At 56.6% G+C, this 23,713-nt stretch carries 23 protein-coding genes; 17 read left to right on the top strand and 6 right to left on the bottom strand.

Annotated features, from left to right (window positions below):
- Positions 1–82 precede the first annotated feature (82 nt).
- Positions 83–988 carry a LysR family transcriptional regulator gene (locus D5067_RS11405; RefSeq protein ID WP_119936619.1) on the top strand — a complete coding sequence of 302 codons (906 nt, stop codon included), beginning with the start codon at positions 83–85 and terminating at the stop codon, positions 986–988.
- A 23-nt stretch (positions 989–1,011) separates the two neighbouring features.
- Here D5067_RS11405 and D5067_RS11400 read toward each other — a convergent pair whose 3' ends face one another.
- Together D5067_RS11400 and D5067_RS11395 are read right to left on the bottom strand one after the other, a co-directional pair.
- Positions 1,012–1,440 carry an OsmC family protein gene (locus D5067_RS11400; RefSeq protein WP_119936618.1) on the bottom strand — a complete coding sequence of 143 codons (429 nt, stop codon included), beginning with the start codon at positions 1,438–1,440 and terminating at the stop codon, positions 1,012–1,014.
- A 75-nt stretch (positions 1,441–1,515) separates the two neighbouring features.
- Positions 1,516–2,394, bottom strand: a complete 879-nt coding sequence (locus D5067_RS11395) for a LysR family transcriptional regulator (RefSeq protein WP_233606847.1) — start codon at positions 2,392–2,394, stop codon at positions 1,516–1,518.
- Positions 2,395–2,505: 111 nt separating this feature from the next.
- Between D5067_RS11395 and D5067_RS11390 the strand changes: the two genes are divergently transcribed.
- The 7 genes from D5067_RS11390 to D5067_RS11360 all read left to right on the top strand — a co-directional run bounded on the left by D5067_RS11390 (position 2,506) and on the right by D5067_RS11360 (position 9,680).
- Positions 2,506–3,357, top strand: coding sequence for a Vmh family MBL fold metallo-hydrolase (locus D5067_RS11390; protein ID WP_119936616.1), 852 nt, complete (start codon positions 2,506–2,508; stop codon positions 3,355–3,357).
- 51 nt (positions 3,358–3,408) lie between these two features.
- On the top strand, positions 3,409–3,930 hold the full coding sequence (locus tag D5067_RS11385) for a VOC family protein (RefSeq protein ID WP_119936615.1): 522 nt from the start codon (positions 3,409–3,411) through the stop codon (positions 3,928–3,930).
- Positions 3,931–4,069: 139 nt separating this feature from the next.
- The gene (gene bdm / locus D5067_RS11380) at positions 4,070–4,285 is read left to right on the top strand and encodes a biofilm-dependent modulation protein (protein ID WP_119936614.1); all 216 of its coding nucleotides are present in this window, start codon (positions 4,070–4,072) and stop codon (positions 4,283–4,285) included.
- A gap of 95 nt (positions 4,286–4,380) precedes the next feature.
- Entirely contained in the window at positions 4,381–4,518 is a 138-nt protein-coding gene (sra, locus tag D5067_RS11375) for a stationary-phase-induced ribosome-associated protein (RefSeq protein ID WP_013096533.1), read from the top strand.
- Between the two features lie 175 nt (positions 4,519–4,693).
- Positions 4,694–6,391 carry an NAD-dependent malic enzyme gene (locus D5067_RS11370; protein WP_119936613.1) on the top strand — a complete coding sequence of 566 codons (1,698 nt, stop codon included), beginning with the start codon at positions 4,694–4,696 and terminating at the stop codon, positions 6,389–6,391.
- 110 nt (positions 6,392–6,501) lie between these two features.
- Positions 6,502–7,611, top strand: coding sequence for a glycosyltransferase family 9 protein (locus D5067_RS11365; protein WP_119936612.1), 1,110 nt, complete (start codon positions 6,502–6,504; stop codon positions 7,609–7,611).
- A 359-nt stretch (positions 7,612–7,970) separates the two neighbouring features.
- Entirely contained in the window at positions 7,971–9,680 is a 1,710-nt protein-coding gene (locus D5067_RS11360; protein WP_119936611.1) for an ABC-F family ATP-binding cassette domain-containing protein, read from the top strand.
- A 37-nt stretch (positions 9,681–9,717) separates the two neighbouring features.
- Here the strand turns inward: D5067_RS11360 and D5067_RS11355 are convergent, their stop codons facing one another.
- Positions 9,718–10,317: an inorganic diphosphatase gene (locus D5067_RS11355; RefSeq protein ID WP_119936610.1), complete on the bottom strand. Its 600-nt coding sequence runs from the start codon at positions 10,315–10,317 to the stop codon at positions 9,718–9,720.
- Positions 10,318–10,561: 244 nt separating this feature from the next.
- On the opposite strand from D5067_RS11355, the gene adhP reads away from it, so the two are divergent.
- Positions 10,562–11,572 (top strand): alcohol dehydrogenase AdhP, encoded by a 1,011-nt coding sequence (gene adhP / locus D5067_RS11350; protein ID WP_119936609.1) that lies wholly within the window; start codon positions 10,562–10,564, stop codon positions 11,570–11,572.
- Between the two features lie 43 nt (positions 11,573–11,615).
- Here the strand turns inward: adhP and D5067_RS11345 are convergent, their stop codons facing one another.
- The gene (locus D5067_RS11345; protein ID WP_119936608.1) at positions 11,616–12,122 is read right to left on the bottom strand and encodes an RrF2 family transcriptional regulator; all 507 of its coding nucleotides are present in this window, start codon (positions 12,120–12,122) and stop codon (positions 11,616–11,618) included.
- 130 nt (positions 12,123–12,252) lie between these two features.
- Between D5067_RS11345 and D5067_RS11340 the strand changes: the two genes are divergently transcribed.
- The 7 genes from D5067_RS11340 to D5067_RS11310 all read left to right on the top strand — a co-directional run bounded on the left by D5067_RS11340 (position 12,253) and on the right by D5067_RS11310 (position 20,710).
- A complete protein-coding gene (locus D5067_RS11340) occupies positions 12,253–13,455 on the top strand; it encodes an NAD(P)/FAD-dependent oxidoreductase (RefSeq protein WP_119936607.1) in 1,203 nt (400 codons plus the stop codon).
- A gap of 140 nt (positions 13,456–13,595) precedes the next feature.
- The gene (locus D5067_RS11335) at positions 13,596–15,215 is read left to right on the top strand and encodes a TIGR04028 family ABC transporter substrate-binding protein (protein WP_119936606.1); all 1,620 of its coding nucleotides are present in this window, start codon (positions 13,596–13,598) and stop codon (positions 15,213–15,215) included.
- A gap of 10 nt (positions 15,216–15,225) precedes the next feature.
- Positions 15,226–16,170 (top strand): ABC transporter permease, encoded by a 945-nt coding sequence (locus D5067_RS11330; protein ID WP_119936605.1) that lies wholly within the window; start codon positions 15,226–15,228, stop codon positions 16,168–16,170.
- Positions 16,167–17,018 carry an ABC transporter permease gene (locus D5067_RS11325; protein WP_119936604.1) on the top strand — a complete coding sequence of 284 codons (852 nt, stop codon included), beginning with the start codon at positions 16,167–16,169 and terminating at the stop codon, positions 17,016–17,018. The genes D5067_RS11330 and D5067_RS11325 overlap by 4 nt, the downstream gene beginning before the upstream one ends.
- Entirely contained in the window at positions 17,015–18,622 is a 1,608-nt protein-coding gene (locus tag D5067_RS11320; RefSeq protein ID WP_119936603.1) for a dipeptide ABC transporter ATP-binding protein, read from the top strand. Before D5067_RS11325 ends, D5067_RS11320 begins: the two co-directional genes overlap by 4 nt.
- The gene (locus tag D5067_RS11315) at positions 18,619–19,608 is read left to right on the top strand and encodes a putative FMN-dependent luciferase-like monooxygenase (RefSeq protein WP_119936602.1); all 990 of its coding nucleotides are present in this window, start codon (positions 18,619–18,621) and stop codon (positions 19,606–19,608) included. The genes D5067_RS11320 and D5067_RS11315 overlap by 4 nt, the downstream gene beginning before the upstream one ends.
- A gap of 10 nt (positions 19,609–19,618) precedes the next feature.
- Positions 19,619–20,710, top strand: coding sequence for an alkylhydroperoxidase domain protein (locus D5067_RS11310; RefSeq protein WP_119936601.1), 1,092 nt, complete (start codon positions 19,619–19,621; stop codon positions 20,708–20,710).
- 7 nt (positions 20,711–20,717) lie between these two features.
- Here the strand turns inward: D5067_RS11310 and araJ are convergent, their stop codons facing one another.
- The gene (gene araJ / locus D5067_RS11305) at positions 20,718–21,893 is read right to left on the bottom strand and encodes an MFS transporter AraJ (protein WP_119936600.1); all 1,176 of its coding nucleotides are present in this window, start codon (positions 21,891–21,893) and stop codon (positions 20,718–20,720) included.
- Between the two features lie 120 nt (positions 21,894–22,013).
- A complete protein-coding gene (locus D5067_RS11300) occupies positions 22,014–22,658 on the bottom strand; it encodes a QnrE family quinolone resistance pentapeptide repeat protein (protein WP_119936599.1) in 645 nt (214 codons plus the stop codon).
- Between the two features lie 178 nt (positions 22,659–22,836).
- Between D5067_RS11300 and ppk2 the strand changes: the two genes are divergently transcribed.
- Complete coding sequence (ppk2, locus tag D5067_RS11295) at positions 22,837–23,679, top strand: polyphosphate kinase 2 (protein ID WP_233606846.1); 843 nt, start codon at positions 22,837–22,839, stop codon at positions 23,677–23,679.
- The last annotated feature ends 34 nt before the right edge of the window (positions 23,680–23,713 follow it).

The following is a 23,713-nucleotide window of genomic DNA, read 5'->3' as shown; positions in this document are numbered from 1 at the left end:
ACTGTAGCCCTTGCGGAATTAGTGAAAAACAGGCAAAAATGAAAATGACTATTCACATACAGAAATAATAAGAGGCAGCAGCGTGGACCAACTCATGGCGATGCGCGCCTTCGCGCGCGTAGTTGAAGCAGGGAGTTTTACCCGGGCGGCTGACTCGTTGAACATGCCGATCGCCACCCTGAGCAAGCTGGTGAAATCGCTGGAAGCGCATCTGGAAACCCGGCTGTTGCACCGCACCACGCGGCGCGTGGTCACTACGCCGGAGGGTAAGGAATATTACGAAAAGGCCTCGCGGGTTCTTATCGATATCGAGGATATCGACACCTCGTTTCGCGCGTCATGCTGTACGCCAAAAGGACATTTGCGGATTGACGTTGGCGGCTCAACGGCGCGGGACGTGCTGATCCCCCTTCTGCCGGACTTTATGCAGCGTAACCCGGATATCCGCATCGATCTGGGCGTAGCCGACCGTCCCGTCGATTTAATCAGCGGTAACGTTGACTGCGTAATCCGCGGTGGCCCGCTCGATGATTCCACCCTCATCGCCCGGCATATTGGTGAGGCCGAACTTCTCACCTGCGCGGCCCCCGGGTACCTCAAAAATCATGGCGTTCCGGCCTATCCGCAGGAGTTGTGCAACGGACATAAGCTTGTGAGCTATCTTTCACCCGTCACGGGGCGTGCCTTTCCGTTTCGCTTCAGGGAGAACGGCGAGGCGCTGGAAATTAGCGTACCGCACTACCTTGGAATCAACGAAAGTAATGCCCACCTGGCGGCTGCGGTAGCAGGCCTGGGAATTGTTCAGACGTTTGGTTATGCCGTTCAGTCTCACCTGCAGGCCGGCGCCCTGGTTGAGATCCTCCGCGACTGGCGTCCGAAGGCCTATCCTTTTCACGTTGTTTACCCCCAGAACCGCCATTTGACGCACCGCCTGAGGGTGTTTATTGCCTGGCTGGCCGAGGTGTTCCCTGCGGCGCTCAGAGGATAGCCGGGCACAGGCCCGGCTCAGGTTTAGTTCAGCGTGTAATCCAGCGTGATTTCAGCTTTCAGCAGCTGCGAAACCGGACAGCCCGCTTTTGCTTTCTGAATAATGCCGTCGAACTGCTGAGGATCGATGCCGGGCACCGTGACTTTACTTTGCAGCGCGACTTTACTGATGGCAAAACCGCTGTCGGTCTTATCCAGCGACACGTCCGCTGTGGTGTCAATGGAATCGGCAGTGTAGCCCGACTCGCCCAGCATCAGCGACAGCGCCATCGAGAAACAGGCCGCGTGCGCCGCACCGATCAGCTCTTCCGGGTTGGTACCTTTCTCACCTTCAAAGCGGGTGTTAAAGCCGTAAGGTTGTTGGTTAAGAACGCCACTCTCTGTAGAGACCGTCCCTTTCCCGCGCTTAATATCGCCAGACCAGTGTGCCGAACCGTGCTTATGAATCGTCATTCTTGCTCTCCTTTTGGCTTACAAAGGGTTAAGTATAGGACGCTAAGCGTATTTTGCAGGGAACACAGACGAGTCTTAACCGCCAAGAGCGTTCGCCAGGGCGTCAAGGAACACGCGCTGCGCCGCGGGCGGATAATCCCGAGACTGATAGATACCAAAAATACCGATAGGCTTCGGCGTGAGCGCGGTTAGCACCGGCACCAGGCGGCCTTGCGCTAGCGCCTCCTGAGCCTCGCGTTCCGGCAGCATGGCAATCCCGCAGTGGTTAATCGCGGCGTCCATCAGCAGGGAGGAGATACTGGCGCTCAAATTCCCCTTTACCGCCGTCGAGACGGCATTGCCTTCTGCCGTAATAAAATTCCACGACTGCCCGGCAAAAAAGCTGTAGTGCAGGCAGTTGTGCCGGGCTAAATCCTCCAGCTGCTCGGGAATACCGTGCCTGGCGAGATATTCCGGTGAAGCACAGAGCACTGAGCGGCACTCTCCCAGCCTGCGGGCAATCATCCCCGGCTCCGGGTTATCCGTAATGCGGATCGCAACGTCGATTCGCTCTCCCACCAGGCTTACCGGGTGGTTGTTTACGTCCAGCTCGATTCGCAGCTGAGCATAGCGCGACAGAAGATCCGGCAGCACCGGGGCGATAATCTGCATGGCGGTAAAGTGCGCGCAGGCCACCCGCAGCGTGCCGGAGGGCAGATCCTTTGCCGACTGGTCCTCAATTTCCTGAGAGATCTGCGAAAGCGTCCGCGTTTTAAGCAGCACTTTCTCTCCTGCGGCCGTGAGCGTCAGCCTGCGCGTAGAGCGATTAACCAGCCGCGCGCCCGCCCACTTTTCCATTTGCTCAAGATAGCGGCTGACCATAGGGCGAGAAATGCCCAGCGCCCGCGCCGCCGCACTCAAGCTCCCCAGTTCGCATATGCGGTTGTACACCTGGGCAGCGATTACGCGATCCATTCTTAGCTCCATTTGCTCGATTTATGAAACTAAGCATGTCTTGTTTCAGGAATTCTGGCAAATGCAGATATCCGTACAATAGAGACTTTCCTGAATAACTGAGATACCAGAATGAAAATCACCCACCTTGCTGTCGTATGCGCCCTTTTCTCCCCGGCCGCGTTTGCTGCGCCGCTAACCGTTGACACCTACAACCCGCAGGAGAAAGGGATTTTTGCCGTATCCTCAACGCTCGTGTCTGGCCCGACGGAAGCCGTCCTGTTTGATGCGCAGTTCAGCGTGAAGGATGGCGAGGCGCTGGTTGAAAAAATCCGTCGAAGCGGCAAAACGCTGAACAAAATTGTGATCACCTCCGGCGACCCGGATTTCTACTTCGGCCTTCAGCCGCTGGTTAAGGCCTTCCCGAATGCAAAAGTGGTGGCGACGCAGCAGGTGGTTGACCATATCAACGCCACTAAGGACGCCAAGCTCGCCTTCTGGGGTCCGCAGATGAAGGACGGTGCGCCAACGCAGCTCGTCGTGCCGCAGGTTATCGCCTCCACCACCTTTATGGTTGACGGCGAGAAGATTGATATCGAACAGCCTGACAGCTATGCGGCCTACGTCTGGATCCCGTCAGCGAAAACTATCCTGGGCGGGACCGGCGTCTCCTGGGGCATTCACGTCTGGACGGCGGATACTCAGACCAAAGCAAGCCGTCAGCAGTGGCAGCACACTCTGGATAACATGGCAGCCCATAAGCCAGAGCGCGTCATTCCCGGCCACTACCTGGGGACGCCGCCAGCGGGAACGGGCGCTATCGACTTTACCCGGAGCTATCTGCAGCAGTTCGAGCAGGCTTTGACGACGCATAAGGACTCAGCTGGCGTCATCAGTACGATGAAAAAACAGTGGCCGAACCTTGCTGAAGCCAGCTCGTTAGAATTGAGCGCAAAGGTGAACACCGGCGAAATGAAGTGGTAATAGCCTGATATTCTCCTGCTATATTTACTATTTTTATAGCAGGAGAAATATATGCAATCTTCAGTAAGGGGTATCGACCATATCGGTATTACGGTTCCCGACATCGAAAAGGCCACCCTATTTTTTGAACGGGCTTTCGGGGCAAAGGTTTTATATCACTCCGTTGACGCTGAAACGGATAATATCGACCACAGCGCGCAGCAGCACACCTTAAGATTATTCCCGGGCACCACCATCAGCGCCATCCGCATGCTTGCCATGCCGCACGGGCCCGGTATAGAACTCTTCGAAATGCACGGGCCTGAACAGGGTATGCCCGCCCGCGCCAGCGACTTCGGCCTGCAGCACTTTGCTGTTTATGTTGATAATTTTGAAAATGCCCTCTCCGCGTTCACCGCGGCCGGCGGTGAGATGTTTACCGAGCCAAAACCGCTGACCTTCCCGGATGAGCAGGGCGAAGGGAATGCCTTTTGCTACGGTCAAACGCCCTGGGGCAGCATTGTTGAACTCATCTCCTGGCCTTCCCCAATGCCCTATGAAAAAAAGACAAATTTACGCCGCTGGAAACCTTAATTTAAATTCTGTGCTATGGAATATGATGTTTATATTTCCAGGACGAATCTGAACCACAACGGCGAAAATATTTGTCACTCTGTTTATGAATTAAGATTTTGCAAGCCGTAACATTAAACAGATAACGAACGGAGGCAGCATGTTTACTTATTACCCGGCAAATACTACATCAGCACAACCTGAGCTCGTTAACGCAATTGCACAGGGACTTCACGCCGAGCACGGTGCTGTGACTGAAGATGACATTTTGATGGAGCTGACCCGGTGGGTGGAAGCCACAGACAATGACATCCTCAGTGACATCTACCAGCAGACCATTAACTACGTTGTCAGCGGGCAAAACGCACCTTTGTAAAAACCTGCTAAGCTGGATCTGCAACCTAAGGGGTTACATTTCGTTTGCGCAAGCGAACTTGTCCTTAAAACTATCAACAGGATTGAGGAGTTAACATGAAATCGAACCGTCAGGCACGCCATATTCTGGGGCTGAACTACAAGCTGTCAAACCAGCGAAAAGTGGTCATTGAGGGCGACAGCGAAACGCAGGTCACCCACGCCACCGGCAGAAAACGCCACGCAGGCAAGTAAGTTCCAGTACGAAATCCACGGCACCATCGGTAATCCCGATGGTGTTTTTTTTATGTGTTGCGGTAATTAACATTTAGCTCCTCTATAATACCGCCCGACCGCACCCCGCCGCACAGGCCAGAAAGATGACAAACAGCAGTGCCAGGGACGGATCTTCAAAAAATGAGTGAGTGACATGGACAACAAACTGAAAAAACATCGTTCCCTTTATATTCCCTATGCCGGTCCGGTTTTACTGGAATTCCCCCTGCTGAACAAAGGCAGCGCCTTCAGCATGGAGGAGCGCAGCAGCTTTAACCTGCTCGGTCTGTTACCTGAAGTGGTTGAAACCATTGAGGAACAGGCAGAGCGCGCCTGGATCCAGTATCAGGGCTTCAAAACAGAAATCGACAAGCACATCTACCTGCGCAACATACAGGACACTAACGAAACGCTTTTCTATCGCCTGGTGCAAAACCATCTCGAAGAGATGATGCCGGTGATCTACACCCCAACGGTCGGTGCCGCCTGCGAACGCTTCTCTGAGATCTACCGCCGCTCCCGTGGCGTGTTCATCTCCTATCAGAACCGTCACAACATGGACGATATTCTGCAGAACGTGTCTAACCACAACATCAAAGTGATCGTGGTGACGGACGGTGAACGTATCCTGGGCCTTGGCGACCAGGGTATCGGTGGGATGGGTATTCCAATCGGTAAACTCTCTCTCTACACCGCCTGCGGCGGCATCAGCCCGGCCTACACCCTGCCGGTAGTGCTGGACGTAGGGACCAACAACCAGCAGCTGCTGACCGACCCGCTGTATATGGGCTGGCGTCATCCGCGCATTACAGACGACGAGTACTATCAGTTTGTGGATGATTTCATCCAGGCCGTTAAGCACCGCTGGCCGGACGTGCTGCTGCAGTTTGAAGATTTCGCGCAGAAAAATGCCATGCCGCTGCTGAACCGCTATCGCGATGAGATCTGCTCGTTCAACGACGACATTCAGGGCACCGCCGCGGTCACCGTGGGCACGCTGATCGCCGCCAGCCGCGCGGCGGGCAGCCAGCTGAGCTATCAGAAAATTGTCTTCCTTGGCGCAGGCTCTGCGGGCTGTGGTATCGCCGAGCAGATTATCGCCCAGACCCAGCGCGAAGGGTTAAGCGAAGAGCTGGCGCGCTCCCGCGTCTTTATGGTTGACCGCTTTGGCCTGCTGACCGACGGCATGCCAAACCTGCTGCCGTTCCAGACCAAGCTGGTGCAAAAGCGCGAAGGACTGAAAAACTGGGACACCGACAACGAAGTGCTTTCCCTGCTGGACGTGGTACGCAACGTGAAGCCGGATATTCTGATCGGCGTTTCCGGGCAGACCGGCCTCTTCACCGAAGAGATCATTCGCGAGATGCACAAATACTGCGAACGCCCTATCGTAATGCCGCTTTCTAACCCGACTTCCCGCGTGGAAGCCACGCCGCAGGACATCATCGCCTGGACCGAGGGTAACGCGCTGGTTGCTACCGGCAGCCCGTTCGATCCGGTGGTGTGGAAAGACAAGGTCTATCCGATCGCCCAGTGCAACAACTCCTACATCTTCCCGGGCATTGGCCTGGGGGTTATCGCCTCCGGCGCATCGCGCATTACTGACGAAATGCTGATGTCGGCGAGTGAAACCCTGGCGAAACATTCTCCGCTGGTCAACGACGGGGAAGGTCTGGTGCTGCCGGAGCTGAAGGATATTCAGAAAGTGTCCCGCGCGATTGCGTTTGCGGTGGGTAAAATGGCGCAGCAGCAGGGCGTGGCGGTAAATACCTCTGCCGATGCGCTGCAGCAGGCTATCGACGATAACTACTGGATGCCGGAATACCGGAGCTATCGTCGTACCTCGATTTAATTCAGGTTACGATCGTCCCTCTCCCGATGGGAGAGGGATATACACCCTCAAATTCGTAATAACAGATAGCTAGCGTCAAATTTGCCAGATTATTTTACAAGGGGAAGTTCGTGATCAAATGGCTCAGGAAAGTAAACCGTTCTAAAAATTATATTCTGAAAAGAGCGAAGCTAAGATTTAAGTTAAATTTGATGAGCAATATAACTGCCCTGACCCGCCCATCAAATCCCGAACGTAAGTCAGACACGAACCATTTGGTGATACCTTTCATCGCCAAGGGCATTGGTGACGCTATTGTTATTGGAGGGATAATTGACACGCTGGTAAAAAACAATTTTCGCGTATCTATTATCGCAGACAAAAGAACCCACTTCCTGTTTAAAGAGTGGCGTAATGTTGACGCGCTTTATTTTTATGACGCTAACACGAAAAAAGAGCTAGTCAAGACGTTAAGGAAACTTCCTCCATTTGTATTTGTAGACTCGCACGAAATCACTCACTCTAATGTCGAAACGTTCAATTTAATCAGATTGATCAAGCCACAAAGAACGATAGGATTTACCAGCAAGTATCGTCTATATGATGAGGTTATCCATATCAGCCAGCCCCTGGGGCACATCAGCACCCGCTACATTGACCTGCTCCAGCACCTGGGGATTTCTGTGCAGGACTTTGATTACGCGGTGCACATTCCCGATGAAGATGCGCAAAAGGCAAAAGAGTTCATTAAAAAAACCACTGATAAAAAAATTGTTTCATTCATTCCTTACGGTAGCGTGAGCGAGCGTTTTTTCTCTACCGCACAGATTGAAGCCATCACCGGCCATCTTGCTAAATATGAGGATTTATTTCACCTAATCATCCTTGGCGAGCAGCATAAAATAAAAGCCATACCTGACTCAGCTAACGTCACCAGGAATACAACGCCATCGTTCTTTTCAGCGGCACAAATAATTAAGGACAGCGCGCTGGTCATCTCGCCTGACACATCATTCGTTCATGTATCCAGAGCGTTCAATAAGAAATTAATTTGTCTCTATCCCTTCAAAATAATCGGCGTATCTGCAGATAACGCTGACGTGTGGGGGCCGAACTATCCTTCGGCTATACAGGTGAAACTCAAAGAACGCCGCGTTATGGATGCCGACGTTGGACCTATACTGTCGTTAATTGACGAACAGTTAAAAGATATTGCAGCCAAAGAAAGCGCATTAGGATAATGATTAACGGGGATTATTCGAGACGGTTCAAGGTTAAGGATTCTCCCCGTTTCACCATGCTGCATGCGCGCATGCCTACGAAAAGACCCCTGGGCTTATGCTGAAAACAGTTGTATAGTGGTAGTCACTTACCAACTGAAAAAATATAAGGAGGCTAATTATGCTGTATCGTGAAATTTTCAATGTTTCACATACATTTGGTGATCGCACCAGCTCAAGCGTTATCGGTATCGTGCTGCGATAACTTCTGCTTGAGCGAAGACACCAACCCCTGAAATCCCTTCTCTCGGGCTTACTGAGTTATCGTCAGCGATGTTTGACGAGGCATAAACATGCCTGTAACTCTTGGGTAAGCAACAATGAGCACTTTACTTACTGCACAATCTTTACGCGTTGATACGGCGTTTGGCACGCTTTTCGACTCCCTCTCCTTTACGCTGAAAAAAGGCGACCGCATTGGCCTTCTGGGCGATAACGGCTGCGGCAAAAGTACGCTTTTAAAAGTCCTCGACGGTACGGATTCCCCTGCTGCAGGAACGGTTGCGCTGGCCGGGCACTGCCTGATGGAGCGTGTGGAACAACACCTGCCTGAAGATATTTATCCCCTGACCATGCTAAATGCCGTACTGGCTCAGCTGCCGTCGGCTGAACGCGACAGCCTCTGCTGGAAAGCCGAAACGCTGCTGGCGAGCATGGGCTTCACGCCGCAGGATATGGCGTTGCAATCCGCGACGCTGAGCGGTGGACAGCATACGCGTCTGCTGCTGGCCCGCGCATTAATCAGCGAGCCGGATCTCCTCCTGCTGGATGAACCCAGCAACCACCTTGACCTGCCAACCATGCTCTGGCTGGAACACTTTCTACAGAACTGGTCAGGCAGCTTCGTGCTGGTCTCGCATGACAGACAGCTGCTGGATGCCGTCACAAACGGCAGCTGGATCCTGCGTGACAAAACGCTGCATTATTTTGCCCTTCCCTGCACCGCCGCGCGACGCGCGCTGGTGGCCAGAGACGAAAGCGATGCGCAGCGTCACAAGGCGGAACAGAAGGAGATCGACCGCGTGGCCGCCAGCGCCAAACGGCTGGCGACGTGGGGAAAAGTCTACGATAACGAAGATCTGGCGCGCAAAGCCAAACAGATGGAAAAACAGGTCGAACGGCTGAAGGAGAGCCAGACCGAGGTCACGGCGGGCAGCCAGTGGACGTTAACTCTGCGCGGCGACGCGTTACGGGCTGATCGCCTGCTGGAGATGGAAAACCTCGGCGTGCCGCCGGCCCCGGGCCTGCCCGAACTGTTTAAGGTTGAAATAGCGCGCTTAAAAAGCGGCGACCGTGTGGCCATCGTCGGCCGTAACGGCTGCGGTAAATCGTCCCTGATGAAGCTTATCTGGCGACATTTTACCGAGGCGTCGACAGAGTCAGGGTTGAACATCCATCCTCGCGTCTCGCCAGGCTATTACGATCAGACGCTGCACCAGCTGCCGGACGAGGCCTCCCTGCTTGATGCGCTGGAGCCTTTCGCACCGGATCCGCAGAACCGCAAAATGGCCCTGATCGGCGCCGGGTTCCCCTGGGCGCGTCACGGGCAAAAGGTCAGTACGCTCAGCGGCGGCGAGCGTTCTCGCCTGCTGTTCGTCGGCCTGACGCTTGCGCGCTACAGCCTGCTGATGCTGGATGAGCCTACCAACCATCTGGACATGGAAGGCAAAGAAGCGCTGGCGGAGACCTTACAGCAGTTCGAAGGCGGCGTGCTGCTGGTCAGCCATGACCGTCAGCTGATCAGCCAAAGCTGCAACCGTTTTTGGCTCATTGAAGACGGCATGCTGAGCGAATGGCACGATGCGGAGGCGGTATTTGAACGGCTGCGTGGAGACGCAGGATTAATTCCTGCGGCCGAATCAACTGCGCCACAAAACAAGCCGCCGTCGGAGTTTGACGATCTGCTTGAACGACTGGTCGCGCTGGAAACGCTGCTGGAGGAGGATTTGGCGCGTAAGCCGAAGCATCAAAAGCCGCAGCTGCAGGCGCAATGGCGTAAAGAGATTGAGGTGATAGAAGCACAGCTGTAAGACTGGGCCCGGCGGTAGCCTCGTCGGGCCCTTTTTTTTACTGCGGTTTTTTCTCTTTCCAGGCATCCCATGCCTGTTTGATTTCCTGCTTCGCCGTCGCCGCATCGTTAAAGCCGCTCAGCTCCACTTTTTTACGTCCTTCCGGCAGCTGCTTGTAAACGCGGAAGAACGACTCCAGACGCTGCACTTCGATTTTCGGCAGGTCGCTAAGCTCTTTGATGTCGTCATAGGTCGGGTCGATTTTGCTTGCCGGAACGGCAACGATTTTGTCGTCTTTCTCGCCGCCGTCGACCATCTTCAGCACGCCAATTGCGCGCAGTTTGATGAGCGTACCCGGCGCCATCGGCGCGCGGGTGTAGAAAATCACATCCAGCGGATCGCCATCACCGGCCAGGGACTGCGTCAAAGAACCGTAGTTCGCCGGGTACGCAACCGGCATGGACTGGAAGCGGTCCGCGACGATAAAGCCCGTTTTAGCATCGGTTTCGTATTTAATGATGCCACCTGCCGGAATTTCGGTAACGGCATAAAACTCTTCCGGGTTGTTGTCCGGCTGAGGGAATTCGAGGATGTTTTGCGCCTGTACGGAAGCGGACAGGAGGATGCTGATTGCGATAAGTTTTTTCACCAGATGCATTGTCTTTTAACTCTTCGGTTATTTGGAAGACAACACGTTACGTTTGATGGATGACAGAAACATGACGCTTTTTTTGCAGATTTATTCCCCACCATTTATTAGAGGATCGTCGTATTCTTAATCTGAAATCGACTGAAATTATAACATTATGTTGCCGCCGCCTTGCATTACAGCGACAAACTCTTAATCCTTAGGGAGTATCACACCTGCTATGCAGATACTCATCATGAACAAGGAGAAACACATGAAGGCTGCTGTCGTTACACAGGATCATCAGGTCAACGTCACCGAAAAAACCTTACGCACGCTGAAGCACGGCGAAGCCCTGCTTAAGATGGAATGCTGCGGCGTTTGCCACACCGACCTGCACGTTAAGAACGGTGATTTTGGCGATAAGACCGGGGTGATCCTCGGCCACGAAGGGATTGGTATCGTAAAAGAGATCGGACCGGGCGTACATTCGCTGAAAGTTGGCGACCGTGCCAGCGTGGCGTGGTTCTTCGAAGGGTGCGGCCACTGTGAATACTGTAACTCCGGTAATGAAACGCTTTGCCGCGATGTTAAAAACGCCGGTTATTCCGTTGACGGCGGGATGGCGGAAGAGTGCATCGTCACTGCTGACTACGCGGTAAAAGTGCCGGACGGTCTGGGTTCTGCGGAAGCCAGCAGCATTACCTGCGCCGGTGTAACCACCTATAAAGCGGTGAAAATCTCCGGCATCAAACCGGGCCAGTGGATTGCGATTTATGGTCTGGGCGGGCTGGGTAACCTTGCTTTGCAATACGCTAAAAACGTCTTTAACGCCAAAGTCATCGCCATTGACGTCAACGACGAGCAGCTGAAACTGGCTGCCAGCATGGGTGCGGATTTGACCGTTAACTCCCGCAGTGAAGATGCCGCAAAAATCATTCAGGAAAAAACCGGTGGCGCACATGCCGCAGTGGTGACCGCGGTTGCTAAAGCCGCATTTAACTCAGCGGTGGATGCCGTGCGTGCCGGTGGCCGCGTGGTCGCGGTTGGTCTGCCGCCAGAATCAATGAGCCTGGATATTCCTCGTCTGGTGCTGGACGGCATTCAGGTGGTGGGTTCACTGGTCGGCACCCGTCAGGACCTGATAGAAGCCTTCCAGTTTGCCGCTGAAGGCAAAGTGGTGCCAAAAGTGACAATGCGTCCGCTGGAGGATATCAACGCCATCTTCAAAGAGATGGAACAGGGCCAGATCCGTGGCCGTATGGTGATTGATTTACGCTCGTAATCGCCTGTTGCCGGGTGGAGGCTTCGCCTTCCCCGGCTTACCGCTACGACGAACGCCGGTCAGAAATCCACGCCTGAACCTCAATCTGGAACGTGTCCGGCGCTTTGCGGTACATCTTACGCGCCAGATCGAGAATGGTGTGGCGCGCCAGCTCCTCTTCCATTCGCTGCTGCGCGCTGTCCATCACCGAACGGACCCCGCACGGGCCGTCACACACCCAGGCGGGTGGCGTTTCATCAAACACCGCCAGCCTCTGCCGCACCTCACGACACTCAAACGTATTTCTCACACCGTCGATGGCCTGCGCTACATCCAGAACGGAAATAAGCTCCGCCGGGCGCGCCAGCTTAAAACCTCCGCCCTTGCCTTCCGTACTGCTCACCAGCCCGGCGCGTGACAAACGGGTGAAGATTTTCCCGAGGTAATCGTACGGCACGCCCTGCAGGGCCGCCATTTCCCGGACGCTCATCTCACGCTCGTTGCCTTTCGCATCCACCATACACATCAGGCTGTGAATGCCGTATTCCACACCGGAACTGTAAAACGCCATGGTTAACTCCAGATTGCTGTTCGGGCCATTATAACGATTTTTAACTCAGAAAAAAGTTGTCGCAGTTAACTCCGACAAGTATAGTTGCAGTTATGTCAGACGTACGGCCTGACGATCAAAAGGATCGAATATGAAGAAGCAGATTTTAATCGTGGGTAGCGGGTTTTCCGGTATGTGGGCTGCGGTCAGCGCGGCTCGCCTGTCAGCATTAGAAGGAGAACACAGTCTTAAGATCGCCGTTCTGGCGCCCGTCCCGGAGCTGCGCGTCCGCCCGCGCTTCTATGAGGAAAAGGTTTCTACGCTTGTCGCCCCGCTGACCGAACTCTTTGCAGAGCTGGGTATAGAATTCCTTGCCGGAAGCGCAGAGCGTATTGATGCAAATGCTAAAACGGTAACGTGGCGCGATCGGAATGGCACCGAATCCACCGTCACCTACGAACGTTTAGTGCTGGCGACGGGCAGCCAGACCAGGCGTCCCGCCATTGCCGGGCTAGCCGAATACGCCTTTGATATCGACCAGCTTGAATCTGCGCAGGTATTCGAGCAGCATCTTGATTCACTGACTACGCGCCCCGCCTCGCCAGAGCGTAACACCGTGGTGGTGTGCGGCGGAGGGTTCACCGGAATTGAGCTGGCAACCGAGCTTCCTGCCCGCCTTCGCGCACGCTTTGGCAATGATTCGCAGACTAAAGTTATCGTAGTTGAGCGCGGCGCGGTTATCGGCGGTCGCTACAGCGAAGCCCTGCGTCAAACCATTGAAGACGCAAGCCGCGAGCTGGGCGTTGAATGGCGTCTCAACGCGGAAGTGGAAGCCATTGATGCGAACGGCGTGACGCTAAAAAATGGCGAACGTATTGCCGCCTCTACCGTCGTCTGGACGGCGGGCGTTGAGGCAAACACGCTCAGCCAGCAGATTGACGGCGAGCGTGACGGCCAGGGGCGGTTAAAGGTCACCGAATCTCTGCAGGTTCCTGCACATCCGGACGTGTACGCCACGGGCGATATGGCGCATGCCAAAACCGACGATGCAGGTAACACGGCGCTGATGACCTGCCAGCATGCGATCCAGCTCGGGAAATTTGCCGGACATAATGCGGCCGCCAGCCTGCTGAACATCGATCCCTACCCTTATCGCCAGGTGAACTACGTTACCTGCCTGGATTTAGGTGCCTGGGGTGCGGTCTACACCGAGGGCTGGGAACAGGAGGTTAAATCCGTACGCGACGAGGCGAAGAAGATAAAAATCGCCATCACCAACGAGCTAATCTACCCGCCGGCAGCAGACAAAGCGGTCGCCTTTGCCGCCGCCGACCCGCTGGCGAAATTCGTCTAGTTCCCTGATATCGCCCCGTTTCCGGGGCGCTTTTATTTTCAGATTCCGGCAATCCTTATCTCAATTCCTTTGTTCCCTTGTTTTCCCACGCGCCCGATGATGATCCCGACGCTAACAAGAAGATAACAAAGGAATTCACCATGCAAACCTCCTTTCGCCTGCCGCTGCTGACGGCGCTGATTCTGGCTACGACCAGCGCATGGGCTGCTGAGTCACCCGTCAAGGGCGGCACGCTGATTTACCTGGAGCAACAGGCGCACACAAACCTCTATCCGCCTGCCGGTGGCTTCTATCCCAACGGCGGCATTCTGAATCAAATCACGGACAAACTGACCTGGCAGAACCCGAAAACGCTGCAGGTTGAACCCTGGGTCGCCGAAAGCTGGACCACCAACGCCGATAAGACCGAGTACACCTTTAAAATCCGTCCCGGGATCACCTTCTCAGACGGGACGCCGCTGGACGCCAGCGCCGTGGCAAAAAACTTTGATACTTACGGACTGGGCAACAAGGCGCAGCGCCTGCCGGTGTCAGAAGTGATCAACAACTACGATCGCAGTGAAGTGGTCGATCCTCAAACCGTGAAGTTCTATTTCAAAAAACCGTCGCCGGGCTTTCTGCAGGGCACCGCCACCATCGGCTCGGGCCTGGTATCGTTAAGCACCCTCAAACGCAACTTCGAAGAGCTGGGCGATGCCCGCCATATCATCGGCTCGGGCCCGTTTGTGGTAAAAGACGAGAAGCTGGGTCGCGAAGTGACGCTGGAAGCACGTAAGGACTACCGGTGGGGGCCGAAAAACCTGGCGCAGCAGGGGCCAGCCAATCTGGACGGCATCACGTTTATTGTCACTCAGGAAGACAGCGTGCGCGTCGGCGCGCTGCTGGCAGGTCAGGCTGATTTTATTCGTCAGGTTCAGGCCTACGACGAAAAACAGGCGACCGACCAGGGTTACAAAATCTACGCGGCGCCTACGCGCGGCGTAAACGACAGCATCAGCTTCCGCCCGGATAATCCGCTGGTCTCGGATATTCGCGTTCGTCAGGCGTTGCTTCACGCCACCAATGCCAGGCAGGTGGTCGATACCCTCTTCTCGCCAAACTATCCGCAGGCTAAATCGGTTATTGCCGATTCCGCAGCGGGCTTTGTCGATCTCAGCGACAAACTGACCTTTGATCCCGCAAAGGCCAACAAGCTGCTGGACGAGGCGGGGTGGAAAGCAGGCAGCGACGGGATCCGCGTCAAAGACGGCCAGCGTCTGGCGCTGACGGTGTATGAATCCCTTCCGCAGCCGCAAAACAAAGAGGTGCTGCAGCTTGTTGCCCAGCAGTGGCGTCAGGTTGGCGTGGCGCTGAGCGTTAAAGCGGGTGACGCAGGCAGCCGCACGCTGGATAACCTCGACCCGCTGAAAACGCCGCTGACCGTATCCGAAGTGGGCCGCGCCGACCCGGACGTGGTTAAAAGCATGTTCTACCCCGCTAACCGCGACGCGCTGCTGCAAAAAGGCGGCTCCAGCGACAGGGTGAAGAACTTCCGCGACGACAGGCTGAATGCGCTGCTGGTAAACATTTCTGCCGAAGTCGATCCGCAAAAACGCCTGCAGCTGACCGGCGATGCCCAGCGCTACCTGCTGGATAACGCCTACGTTATTCCGATCTTCGAGGAGCCACAGGTGTTTGCCGGTGCGCCCTGGCTGAAGGGCGTGAGTTTTGAAGCGGTAGGCCGCCCGTCGTTCTACGGCGCGTGGATCGAGAAACACTGAGGAGCCAACGATGAGCCACGCACTGCTTAAACGCTTAGGGCACGGGCTGCTGGTGTTATGGGCCGCCTTCACCCTTTCGTTCGTGTTGCTTCAGGTGTTGCCGGGTGACGCGGTGCTGATTAAATTTCAGAACCCGGACCTTGGCTTAAGCCCGGCGCAAATCGAGGAGATGCGCGTGGCCTACGGCGCGGATAGCCCTCTGTGGCAACAATATGCCCACACGCTGCTGGCGATGCTGCGCGGGGATTTCGGCTATTCACTGCAGGCGGGCGTGCCGGTCAGCGAGCTGATTACCAGCAATCTGCCGGATACCCTGAGCCTCGCCCTGCCCGCCTTTGTGCTCGCCGTACTGCTGGCGTTTGCCCTGGCCTTTGCCGCTCGTCTGCCGGGATTGCGCTGGCTGAGCAATACCATTCAGTCACTGCCCGTGCTGTTTATCTCGCTGCCGACCTTCTGGCTGGGCATCGCCCTGATTCAACTCTTTTCGTTCCAGCTGCGGCTGATCCCGGTGATTAACCCGTCGCCGCTGCAGGGACTGATCCTGCCGATCGTGACCGTTGCCATTCCGATCTCCGCCCCGCTGGCGCAAATCCTGATGCGCAGCCTGGACCAGGTCGCAGCGCAGCCGTTTGTGGCCGTTGCGCGGGCAAAAGGGCTGAGCGAAACCGCCGTGCTGTGGCGTCACGTCACCGGCAATGCCCTACTGCCGGTGCTGAACATCGCCGGACTGCTGCTAGGCGAGCTGATTGCCGGGGCGCTGATCACCGAAACCGTATTTGGCCGCAGCGGGCTTGGCCAGCTGACGCAACAGGCGGTGAATAACCAGGATATCGCCGTGCTTCAGGCCGTCGTCATGATTTCCGCGCTCGGTTTTGTCCTGATAAACCTGCTGGTCGATCTGCTGATGCCGCTGTTTGACCCGCGCCTGCAAACCGTTACCGGAGGTGCTTCATGAGCCTTGTCGATTACGCCGCCGCTGCGCGAAAACGCGTCCCGACGTGGCAAGGGCTGCAATGGCAGCCGGGGCTTTGGCTGGCGTGGGCGGTGATTATCGCCGCTGCCCTCGCGGCCGTTGCCCCGGGCCTGTTTACCCACTACAGCCCGATAGAAGGGATCGCCGGGGCGCAGCGTCTGGCTCCGCAGGCGGGCCACTGGCTCGGCACCGATCAGCTTGGTCGTGACGTGTATGCCCGCATTGTTTACGGGGCGTCGCACTCCCTCAGCGCCGCCCTCGCCGCCGTCACCCTGGGGCTGCTGGTTGGCACCGGGCTGGGCGTAACTGCCGGGGCGTTTGCCGGACGCGTGGAGTCCCTGCTGATGCGCGTCGTTGACGTGCTGCTGTCCATTCCGTCCCTGCTGCTGTCGCTGACGGTTATCATTCTGCTCGGGTTTGGCACCGTTAACGCGGCGATTGCCGTTGGCGTCGCCTCCATTGCCAGCTTCGCCCGCCTGGCGCGCGGTGAAGTGGTGCGCATTCGCCACGCGGATTATGTCGAAGCCGCGTTCGGCAGCGGCGGAACGTTCTTCGCCGTGCTGTGGCGGCACATTCTGCCCAACTCGTTAACCGCGGTTCTCGCCTTTGCTACGCTGCAGTTCGGTCAGGCTATTCTGGCGCTGTCGACGCTGAGCTTCCTCGGCTACGGCACGCCGCCGCCCGTTCCTGAGTGGGGCCTGCTGATCGCCGAAGGCCGAAACTATCTCTCTACCGCCTGGTGGCTAACCACCTTCCCCGGTCTGGTGGTCATCGCCGTCGTGCTGGCCACCAACCGCATCAGCCAACAGTTTAGCGGAGGCCGTTCATGACCGTTCTCTCAGTGGAAAACCTGACGATCAGCTACCGCACCGCGCGCCAGTGGCGCGAGGTGGTCCATCAGGTCAGCTTTACCCTCAAGCGCGGCGAAATGCTGGCGTTCGTCGGCGAATCCGGCTCCGGGAAAACCACCACGGCACAGGCGATTATTGGCCTGCTGGCGGAAAACGCCCGGCGCGATGGCGGAAAAATCAGCCTCAACGGCGAAGAGATAAGCCAGTGGTCGGCTAAACGGCTCGACGCCCTTCGCGGCGCGCGAATTAGCCTCGTCCCGCAGGACCCGGGTAACTCGCTGAACCCGGTAAAAACCGTCGGCGCGCAGGTAGGCGAAATTATTCAGCTACACCAGAAAGTGAGCCATGCCCAGCGCGACGAACAGGTGCTCGCCCTGCTGACAAAGGTTGGGCTGAGTCACCCGGCACAGCGCATGAAGCAGTATCCCCATCAGCTTTCTGGCGGCATGAAGCAGCGCGTGCTGATTGCCATCGCCATTGCCCTGCGCCCGGACGTCATCGTGGCCGACGAGCCAACCAGCGCGCTGGATGTCACCGTGCAAAAGCGCATTCTGGACCTGCTCGACGTGCTGCGTCGGGAATCCGGCACCGCGGTGCTGTTTGTGACCCACGATCTGGCGCTGGCCGCACAGCGCGCCGACAGGCTGCTGGTGTTTCGCGAGGGTGAGGTCCAGGAACAAGGCGTTACGGGTGATATCCTGCGCGCCCCGCAGCACATCTATACGCGCCAGCTGTTAAGCGATCTGCAGGGGGAGCGCCTGACCATTGCCCCCGTGTCAGGCCGTCCGCTGGCCTCGCCCGCCATTCGCGCTCGGTCCATCAGCAAACGGTTTTCCCTCGGGAAAGGGCATCAGCTGCAGGCGCTGGATGACGTCAGTTTCGACGTCACGCGCGGCAGCACGCACGCGCTGGTCGGCGAATCGGGATCGGGGAAAACGACCCTCGCCCGCATTTTGCTCGGGTTTGAGCAGGCGGACAGCGGTCGCGTGATTATCGATGACATCGATGCCACCGCCCTCAGCCATGAGGCGCGTCGACAGCTGCGGCAGAAAATCCAGTTCGTCTATCAAAACCCGTTTGCCTCTCTCGACCCGCGTCAGACGCTCTTTGACATTATCGAAGAGCCCCTGAAGAATTTTGGCCGCATCGGTAAGGCGGAACGTAAGGTCCGGGTTGAAACCGCGGCGCAGCGGGTTGCCCTGCCGACTGACGTGCTGACACGCACCGCGCGCGAACTGTCGGGCGGGCAGCGCCAGCGCGTAGCCATCGCCCGGGCGTTGATTCTGAATCCAACCATTCTGGTACTTGACGAAGCCACGTCGGCCCTGGACGTCACGGTGCAGGCGCAGATCCTGGCGCTGCTGCAGCAGCTACAGCAGCAGCTGGGGCTGACCTATCTCTTTATCACGCACGATCTGGCCACGGTTCGCCGCATTGCGCACAGCGTCACGGTGCTGCGCAGCGGCCAGGTTGTTGAACACGGTGCGGTCGACACGCTGTTTGCCTCACCGCAGAACAGCTACACCCGCGAACTGATCGACGCTATCCCCCATTTTTCACCCGTTACGGAGGAGTTCGCATGACGCGAAAACGCCTGGGGTTTTTCACCCGCCTGCTTGATGATGCCACGCCAAAGGAGCGCTATCGCCTGGCGACGGAACAGATCCGCCATGCGGAACGCCACGGCTTTGACAGCGCCTGGATTGCGCAGCACCACTTCCATGAAAATGAGGGGGGACTGCCGTCGCCGCTGCTGTTCCTCGCGCACGTTGCCGCCCATACGAAAACCATCCGCCTTGGCACGGCCATTATCACCCTGCCGATGGAAAATCCGCTGCGGGTTGCTGAAGATGCCGCCGTACTGGATCTGCTCTCAGACGGGCGCCTTGAGGTGGGTTTCGGCTCCGGCGGTACGCCGACCTCCTTCCTGCCGTTTGGCCTGACGTTTGAAGAACGCGGCGCGGCCTTTGCTGACCATCTTCACGTTATCCAAAGCGCCTGGCGCGGGGATTCACTCACCCATCCCGATAACCATCTTTACCCGCCCGCACCGCAGCTGGCTGAACGCATCTGGATAGCGACCTTCTCCGTTGACGGCGCCGTGCGGGCCGCACGGGCGGGACAGGGTTTAATGCTTTCCCGCACCCAGCCGCGCCCGGCTGATCGGCTGGATATCACGCTCGACGCGATCCAGAACCCGATTATCGATGCCTATCTTGATGCGCTGCCCGCAGGCGTTGCGCCGCGGATCCTCGCCTCCCGCACCGCGTTCGTTGCCGATAGCGACGACTATGCGCTGAAGATCGCTGCGCCGGGATTAGCCAGACAGGCTCAGCAGCATCGCGCCGCCGGACACGTGGTTAAAGGCGACACCGTCGAGGATTACCGCCGCCAGTTTGATGCCCATATTGGCTCGCCGGATACGGTGCTGGCCTCGCTGAAGGCTGACTCGGTGCTGGCTCACGCAACGGACGTCTCATTCCAGGTTCATTCGGTTGAACCGTCGCACCGCGACACCCTGCGCTCGATTGAGCTGATTGCAGAACATATCGCCCCACACATTCTTTGAGGAGAAACCTATGGCATTAAGTCAGGATATTCTTGCCGAGCTGGCGGAGATTGCTCCCGGTTCGCCGCTGGCGGAGGCGCGCGCCGCGCGCAAGGCTGCGACGCGTCACGCCCAGGGAAGCTACGAAATCTTGTTCAGCCAGCAGGACCGCGACTTTGCGCTGGACGAACGTTTTGCCGTCGCGGCAAAAGTCGCCAAATGGCATAACGCCGAGGCACTGGCTGCGCACTATGCCGGGTTTGGCCTTGCCGACCCGATCTCTGCACGGCTTACCCCGGCGCTCAGCTTCGCCCGCCTGCTCACCTTCTCCCCCGCTGAGGCTACGCCGGGCGCGCTCAACGCCCTGACTCAGGCCGGATGGAGCAAGGAAGGCATTGTCACCCTGGCGCAGCTGATCGCCTTTGTCAGTTTTCAGAGCCGACTCATCGCCGGGCTGCGCCTGCTGAACGATCGCCCCGTGGCGGCGAGCGACGTCGCGCCCGTGGCTGGCGTCTGGCATACCAACGCCACGACGATAACCGGCAAGGCGGCACCTGTGGCGTTTACCCAACAGGAGCTCGGCTGGGAGCCGTGGCTTGCCGCCAGGCCGCTGGCGGATTTTCGCGACGATGAGGTCGCCATTCTGGCGAAATTCGGCCATACCGACTCAGACTATTTCCGCCTGCTGGGACGCAACCTGCCGGTTCTGGAGCAGCGCACGTTAACGGACAAAGGGATTTTTTACACACCGGGAGGGTTGCCGCGCGCGGAACGCGAGCTGGCCGCCACGGTGGCCAGCAAAATTAACGGCTGCATTTACTGCGCATCTGTCCATGCGCGTAAGGCCAGCCAGCTGTCGAAGGATGACAGTGCGATAGACGCGCTGCTGGCGGTACGCCCGGGGCAATCCCTGAGCGAGGGGCAGTCTGCTCGCTGGCAGGCGGAAATCAACTTTGCGGCGGCGCTGTCGGTCACGCCGCCTGCCGCCTCGCCGTTGCACCTTGCTGCGCTGCAAAAACAGGATCTGGACACGCTTGCCCAGCTGGATCTGGTCCAGTCCACCGCGTTCTTCGCCTGGGCCAACCGTCTGATGTTGACCCTGGGCGAACCCTGGCTTTCCTGATTAGGTATCAGGCCAGCGCGCGCGCGTTGGCCTGACGCTTTTTGGCAATCAAATGGCCGTAAAGTAAGAGAGAGGTCATGGCCGAGAAGGACAAAATGGCCGCCGGTAGCGTAACGTAGCTCCAGCTGAAGCCGAGCGTGATCATCATCCCGCCAAAATAGGCGCCAATGGCGCTGCCCAGGTTAAATGCCATTTGCCCGCCCGCGGCGCCCAGCATCTCGCCTCCTTTTGCATTTTGCAGCAGCAGGATTTGCAGCGGTGCAGAGAGCGCAAACAGCCCGGCACAGCAGATGAACCCCATCACCAGCGAGGCCGTTTTCTGCTCGCCAAAAGCGAAAAGCAGCAGCAGCGAGGCCACAATGACCATGTCGGTGGTCGCCGCGATGCGCAGCGGGCTGAAGCGCCCGGAAAGCTTGCCGCTGAACAGATTCCCGAGCACCATGCCCAGCCCCATTAACATCATGATGACCGTCATCAGCCCCTCGGAGAAGCCCGAGACGTTGACCATAAACGGCTTCACGAAGCTGAACCACGCGAACACGCCCGCATTGCCAAACATGGTGGCGGCAAAGATCAGCCAGGGTTCTGGCTTCGTGAGAAAGTGAAATTGCTCTGTCAGTCTGGTGACTGATTTATCATGGATTTTCGGCACCCACACCAGAACCGAGAGGATCACCAGCGCATCGAAAATGGCAATCACCAGGAAAGTATACCGCCAGCTGAATTCATGCCCCAGCCAGGTGCCCAGCGGCACTCCTACCAGATTGGCGACCGTCATGCCTGCAATCATACCCGCGACCGCGACCGTCACTTTACCCGGTGGCGCAATCTTCGACAGGATTATCGCCCCGACGCCAAAAATGGCGCCGTGCGGGAAGCCAGAGATTAAGCGCCCTACTGCCAGCCAGAAATAGGATGATGAAAAGGTGAAAATGGCGTTACCCACCGCGCACAGGGCGACAAGAAACAGCAGCGTCGTTTTCAACGAAAACTTACTGGAGAAAAGTGCGACGATCGGGGCGCCGATGACCACGCCGAAGGCGTAAAAGGAGATCATGTTCCCGGCAGCGGGTATCGAGATGCCGGTGTCATGGGCCAGCTCGGTTAGCACCCCCATAATGCCAAACTCAGCCATTCCCAGACCAAAGGTGCCAAGTGCCAACGAAAAAATTGTCTTTTTCATACTTCAACCACTGGTTAAAAGTTTGCAACGGACATTATTGAATAAACGTATAGGCTGAGCCAGTTGCAAGCGGCTCTCTGACACATTAATCCATTAATTCAGGTGGGGTTGTGAATACCGCTACCCCAAAACAACAATGCCAAGCCGCTCCATCATCTGGGCTACCTGATAGCTATCCAGCTTAACGCCCTGTAAATCAGTACCGCGCACGTCCAGATCGCCCAGTTCAGAATTGATCAGATCGCAGTGGGTAACGTTGGCCGCCCGCCAGTCAAATGAGGAGAACTCGCCTCCTGAGAGATCTGAACCGCTGAAGGTCGCACCGAGTATTTGCGCGCCGTTCCAGCGGTTTTCCCACAGTTCGCATTTTTCCAGTACCACCTTCGAAAAATTGGCATAGCTCAGGTTGCTTTTTGTAATGTAAGCGCTGCAAAACCAGGTCCGCGTGGTGATCATGTTCATAAAACTGGCCCCGCGAAAATCAGCCCCTTGCGCCCTGCACTCACGAATTTCGATGCCTAAGGCATTCGAATGCCTGAAATCCGCCATCGATAAATCGCAGCTTTTGAAAATAGCATCTTTAAGCTGCGCCCGAGTAAACTTACCGCCCTGCTGGCTTTCCCTGTCATAGAACTGACAGCCGATGAATTCCGTACTGGTTAAATCCGTGCCTGAAAAATCGCAGTTACGAAAGATCGCATTCTCAATTTTCTCGCCGGTAAAACGGTTTCGACCTATTTTTTCACATTCAAGAATCAATGCCATCTCACTAACCTGTTTATTCATACAGTACATCACCGCATTCTAACCCGTTCCCGGACGAAGCGAAACCGTCGCGCCTGAAACAGCGGTCAAAATTCCCGCGAAGGTTGCCAGTCAGTATTACACTTCAAAGTGTTAGTACCTTCTAAGCTCGTCACCCGATCCGAAAATGAGGGTAATCATGGGAAACGCAAAGCAGAATAAAACGAAAGAAAAGACCGTGATCAAAGCCAGCGCCGATAGCGGGGTTAAGCCCACGCTGAAGACCAAAGAGTACGAAAAAGAGCTTCGTCGCCTGCACGTGGAACTGGTTAAGCTCCAGCAGTGGGTGGTCGCCAAAGGACTCAAAGTGTGTATTGTTTTTGAAGGACGCGACGGTGCGGGTAAAGGCGGTACCATCAAGGCCATTACCGAGCGCGTCAGCCCTCGCGTGTTTCGCGTTGTTGCGCTGCCGGCCCCGACCGATAAAGAAAAGAGTCAGCTCTATTTCCAGCGCTACGTACCGCACCTGCCCTCTGCGGGCGAAATCGTCATCTTTGACCGCAGCTGGTATAACCGCGCGGGCGTTGAGCGGGTGATGGGGTTCTGCACCGAAGAACAGGTGGAGAAATTTTTGGACGGTACCCCGGTGATGGAAAAGGCCATGGTGGATGCCGGGACGATTCTGCTGAAATACTGGCTTGAGGTGACGCCAAAAGAGCAGGAGCGCAGGCTGCGCGACCGTATTAACGATGGCCGCAAAACCTGGAAACTCTCTCCGATGGATATTAAATCTTTCAATATGTGGGATGAGTATACCGCCGCGCGTGATGCGATGTTTAAAGCCACCGACACGGCCTGGGCACCTTGGTTTGTCGCGCGTTCAGAGGATAAGAAGCGGGTACGTTTGAATATTATTTCCCACCTGCTTTCGCAGATCCCGTATAAAGACCTGCATATTGAAACCATGGATTTACCGAAGCGTAAAATCGGTAAAACCAAACCCACAAAATACCCGTTCCGGTATGTGGAGGAGCGGTTCTGAAATAGCAGAAGTAGGCCCGCGCAAGCGAAGCGCC

The sequence above is a fragment of the Enterobacter huaxiensis genome, assembly GCF_003594935.2.
GTDB classification, from domain to species: Bacteria; Pseudomonadota; Gammaproteobacteria; order Enterobacterales; family Enterobacteriaceae; genus Enterobacter; species Enterobacter huaxiensis.
Note: the sequence above shows the minus strand (reverse complement) of the source record. Positions and strands in the feature narration are given on the sequence as shown.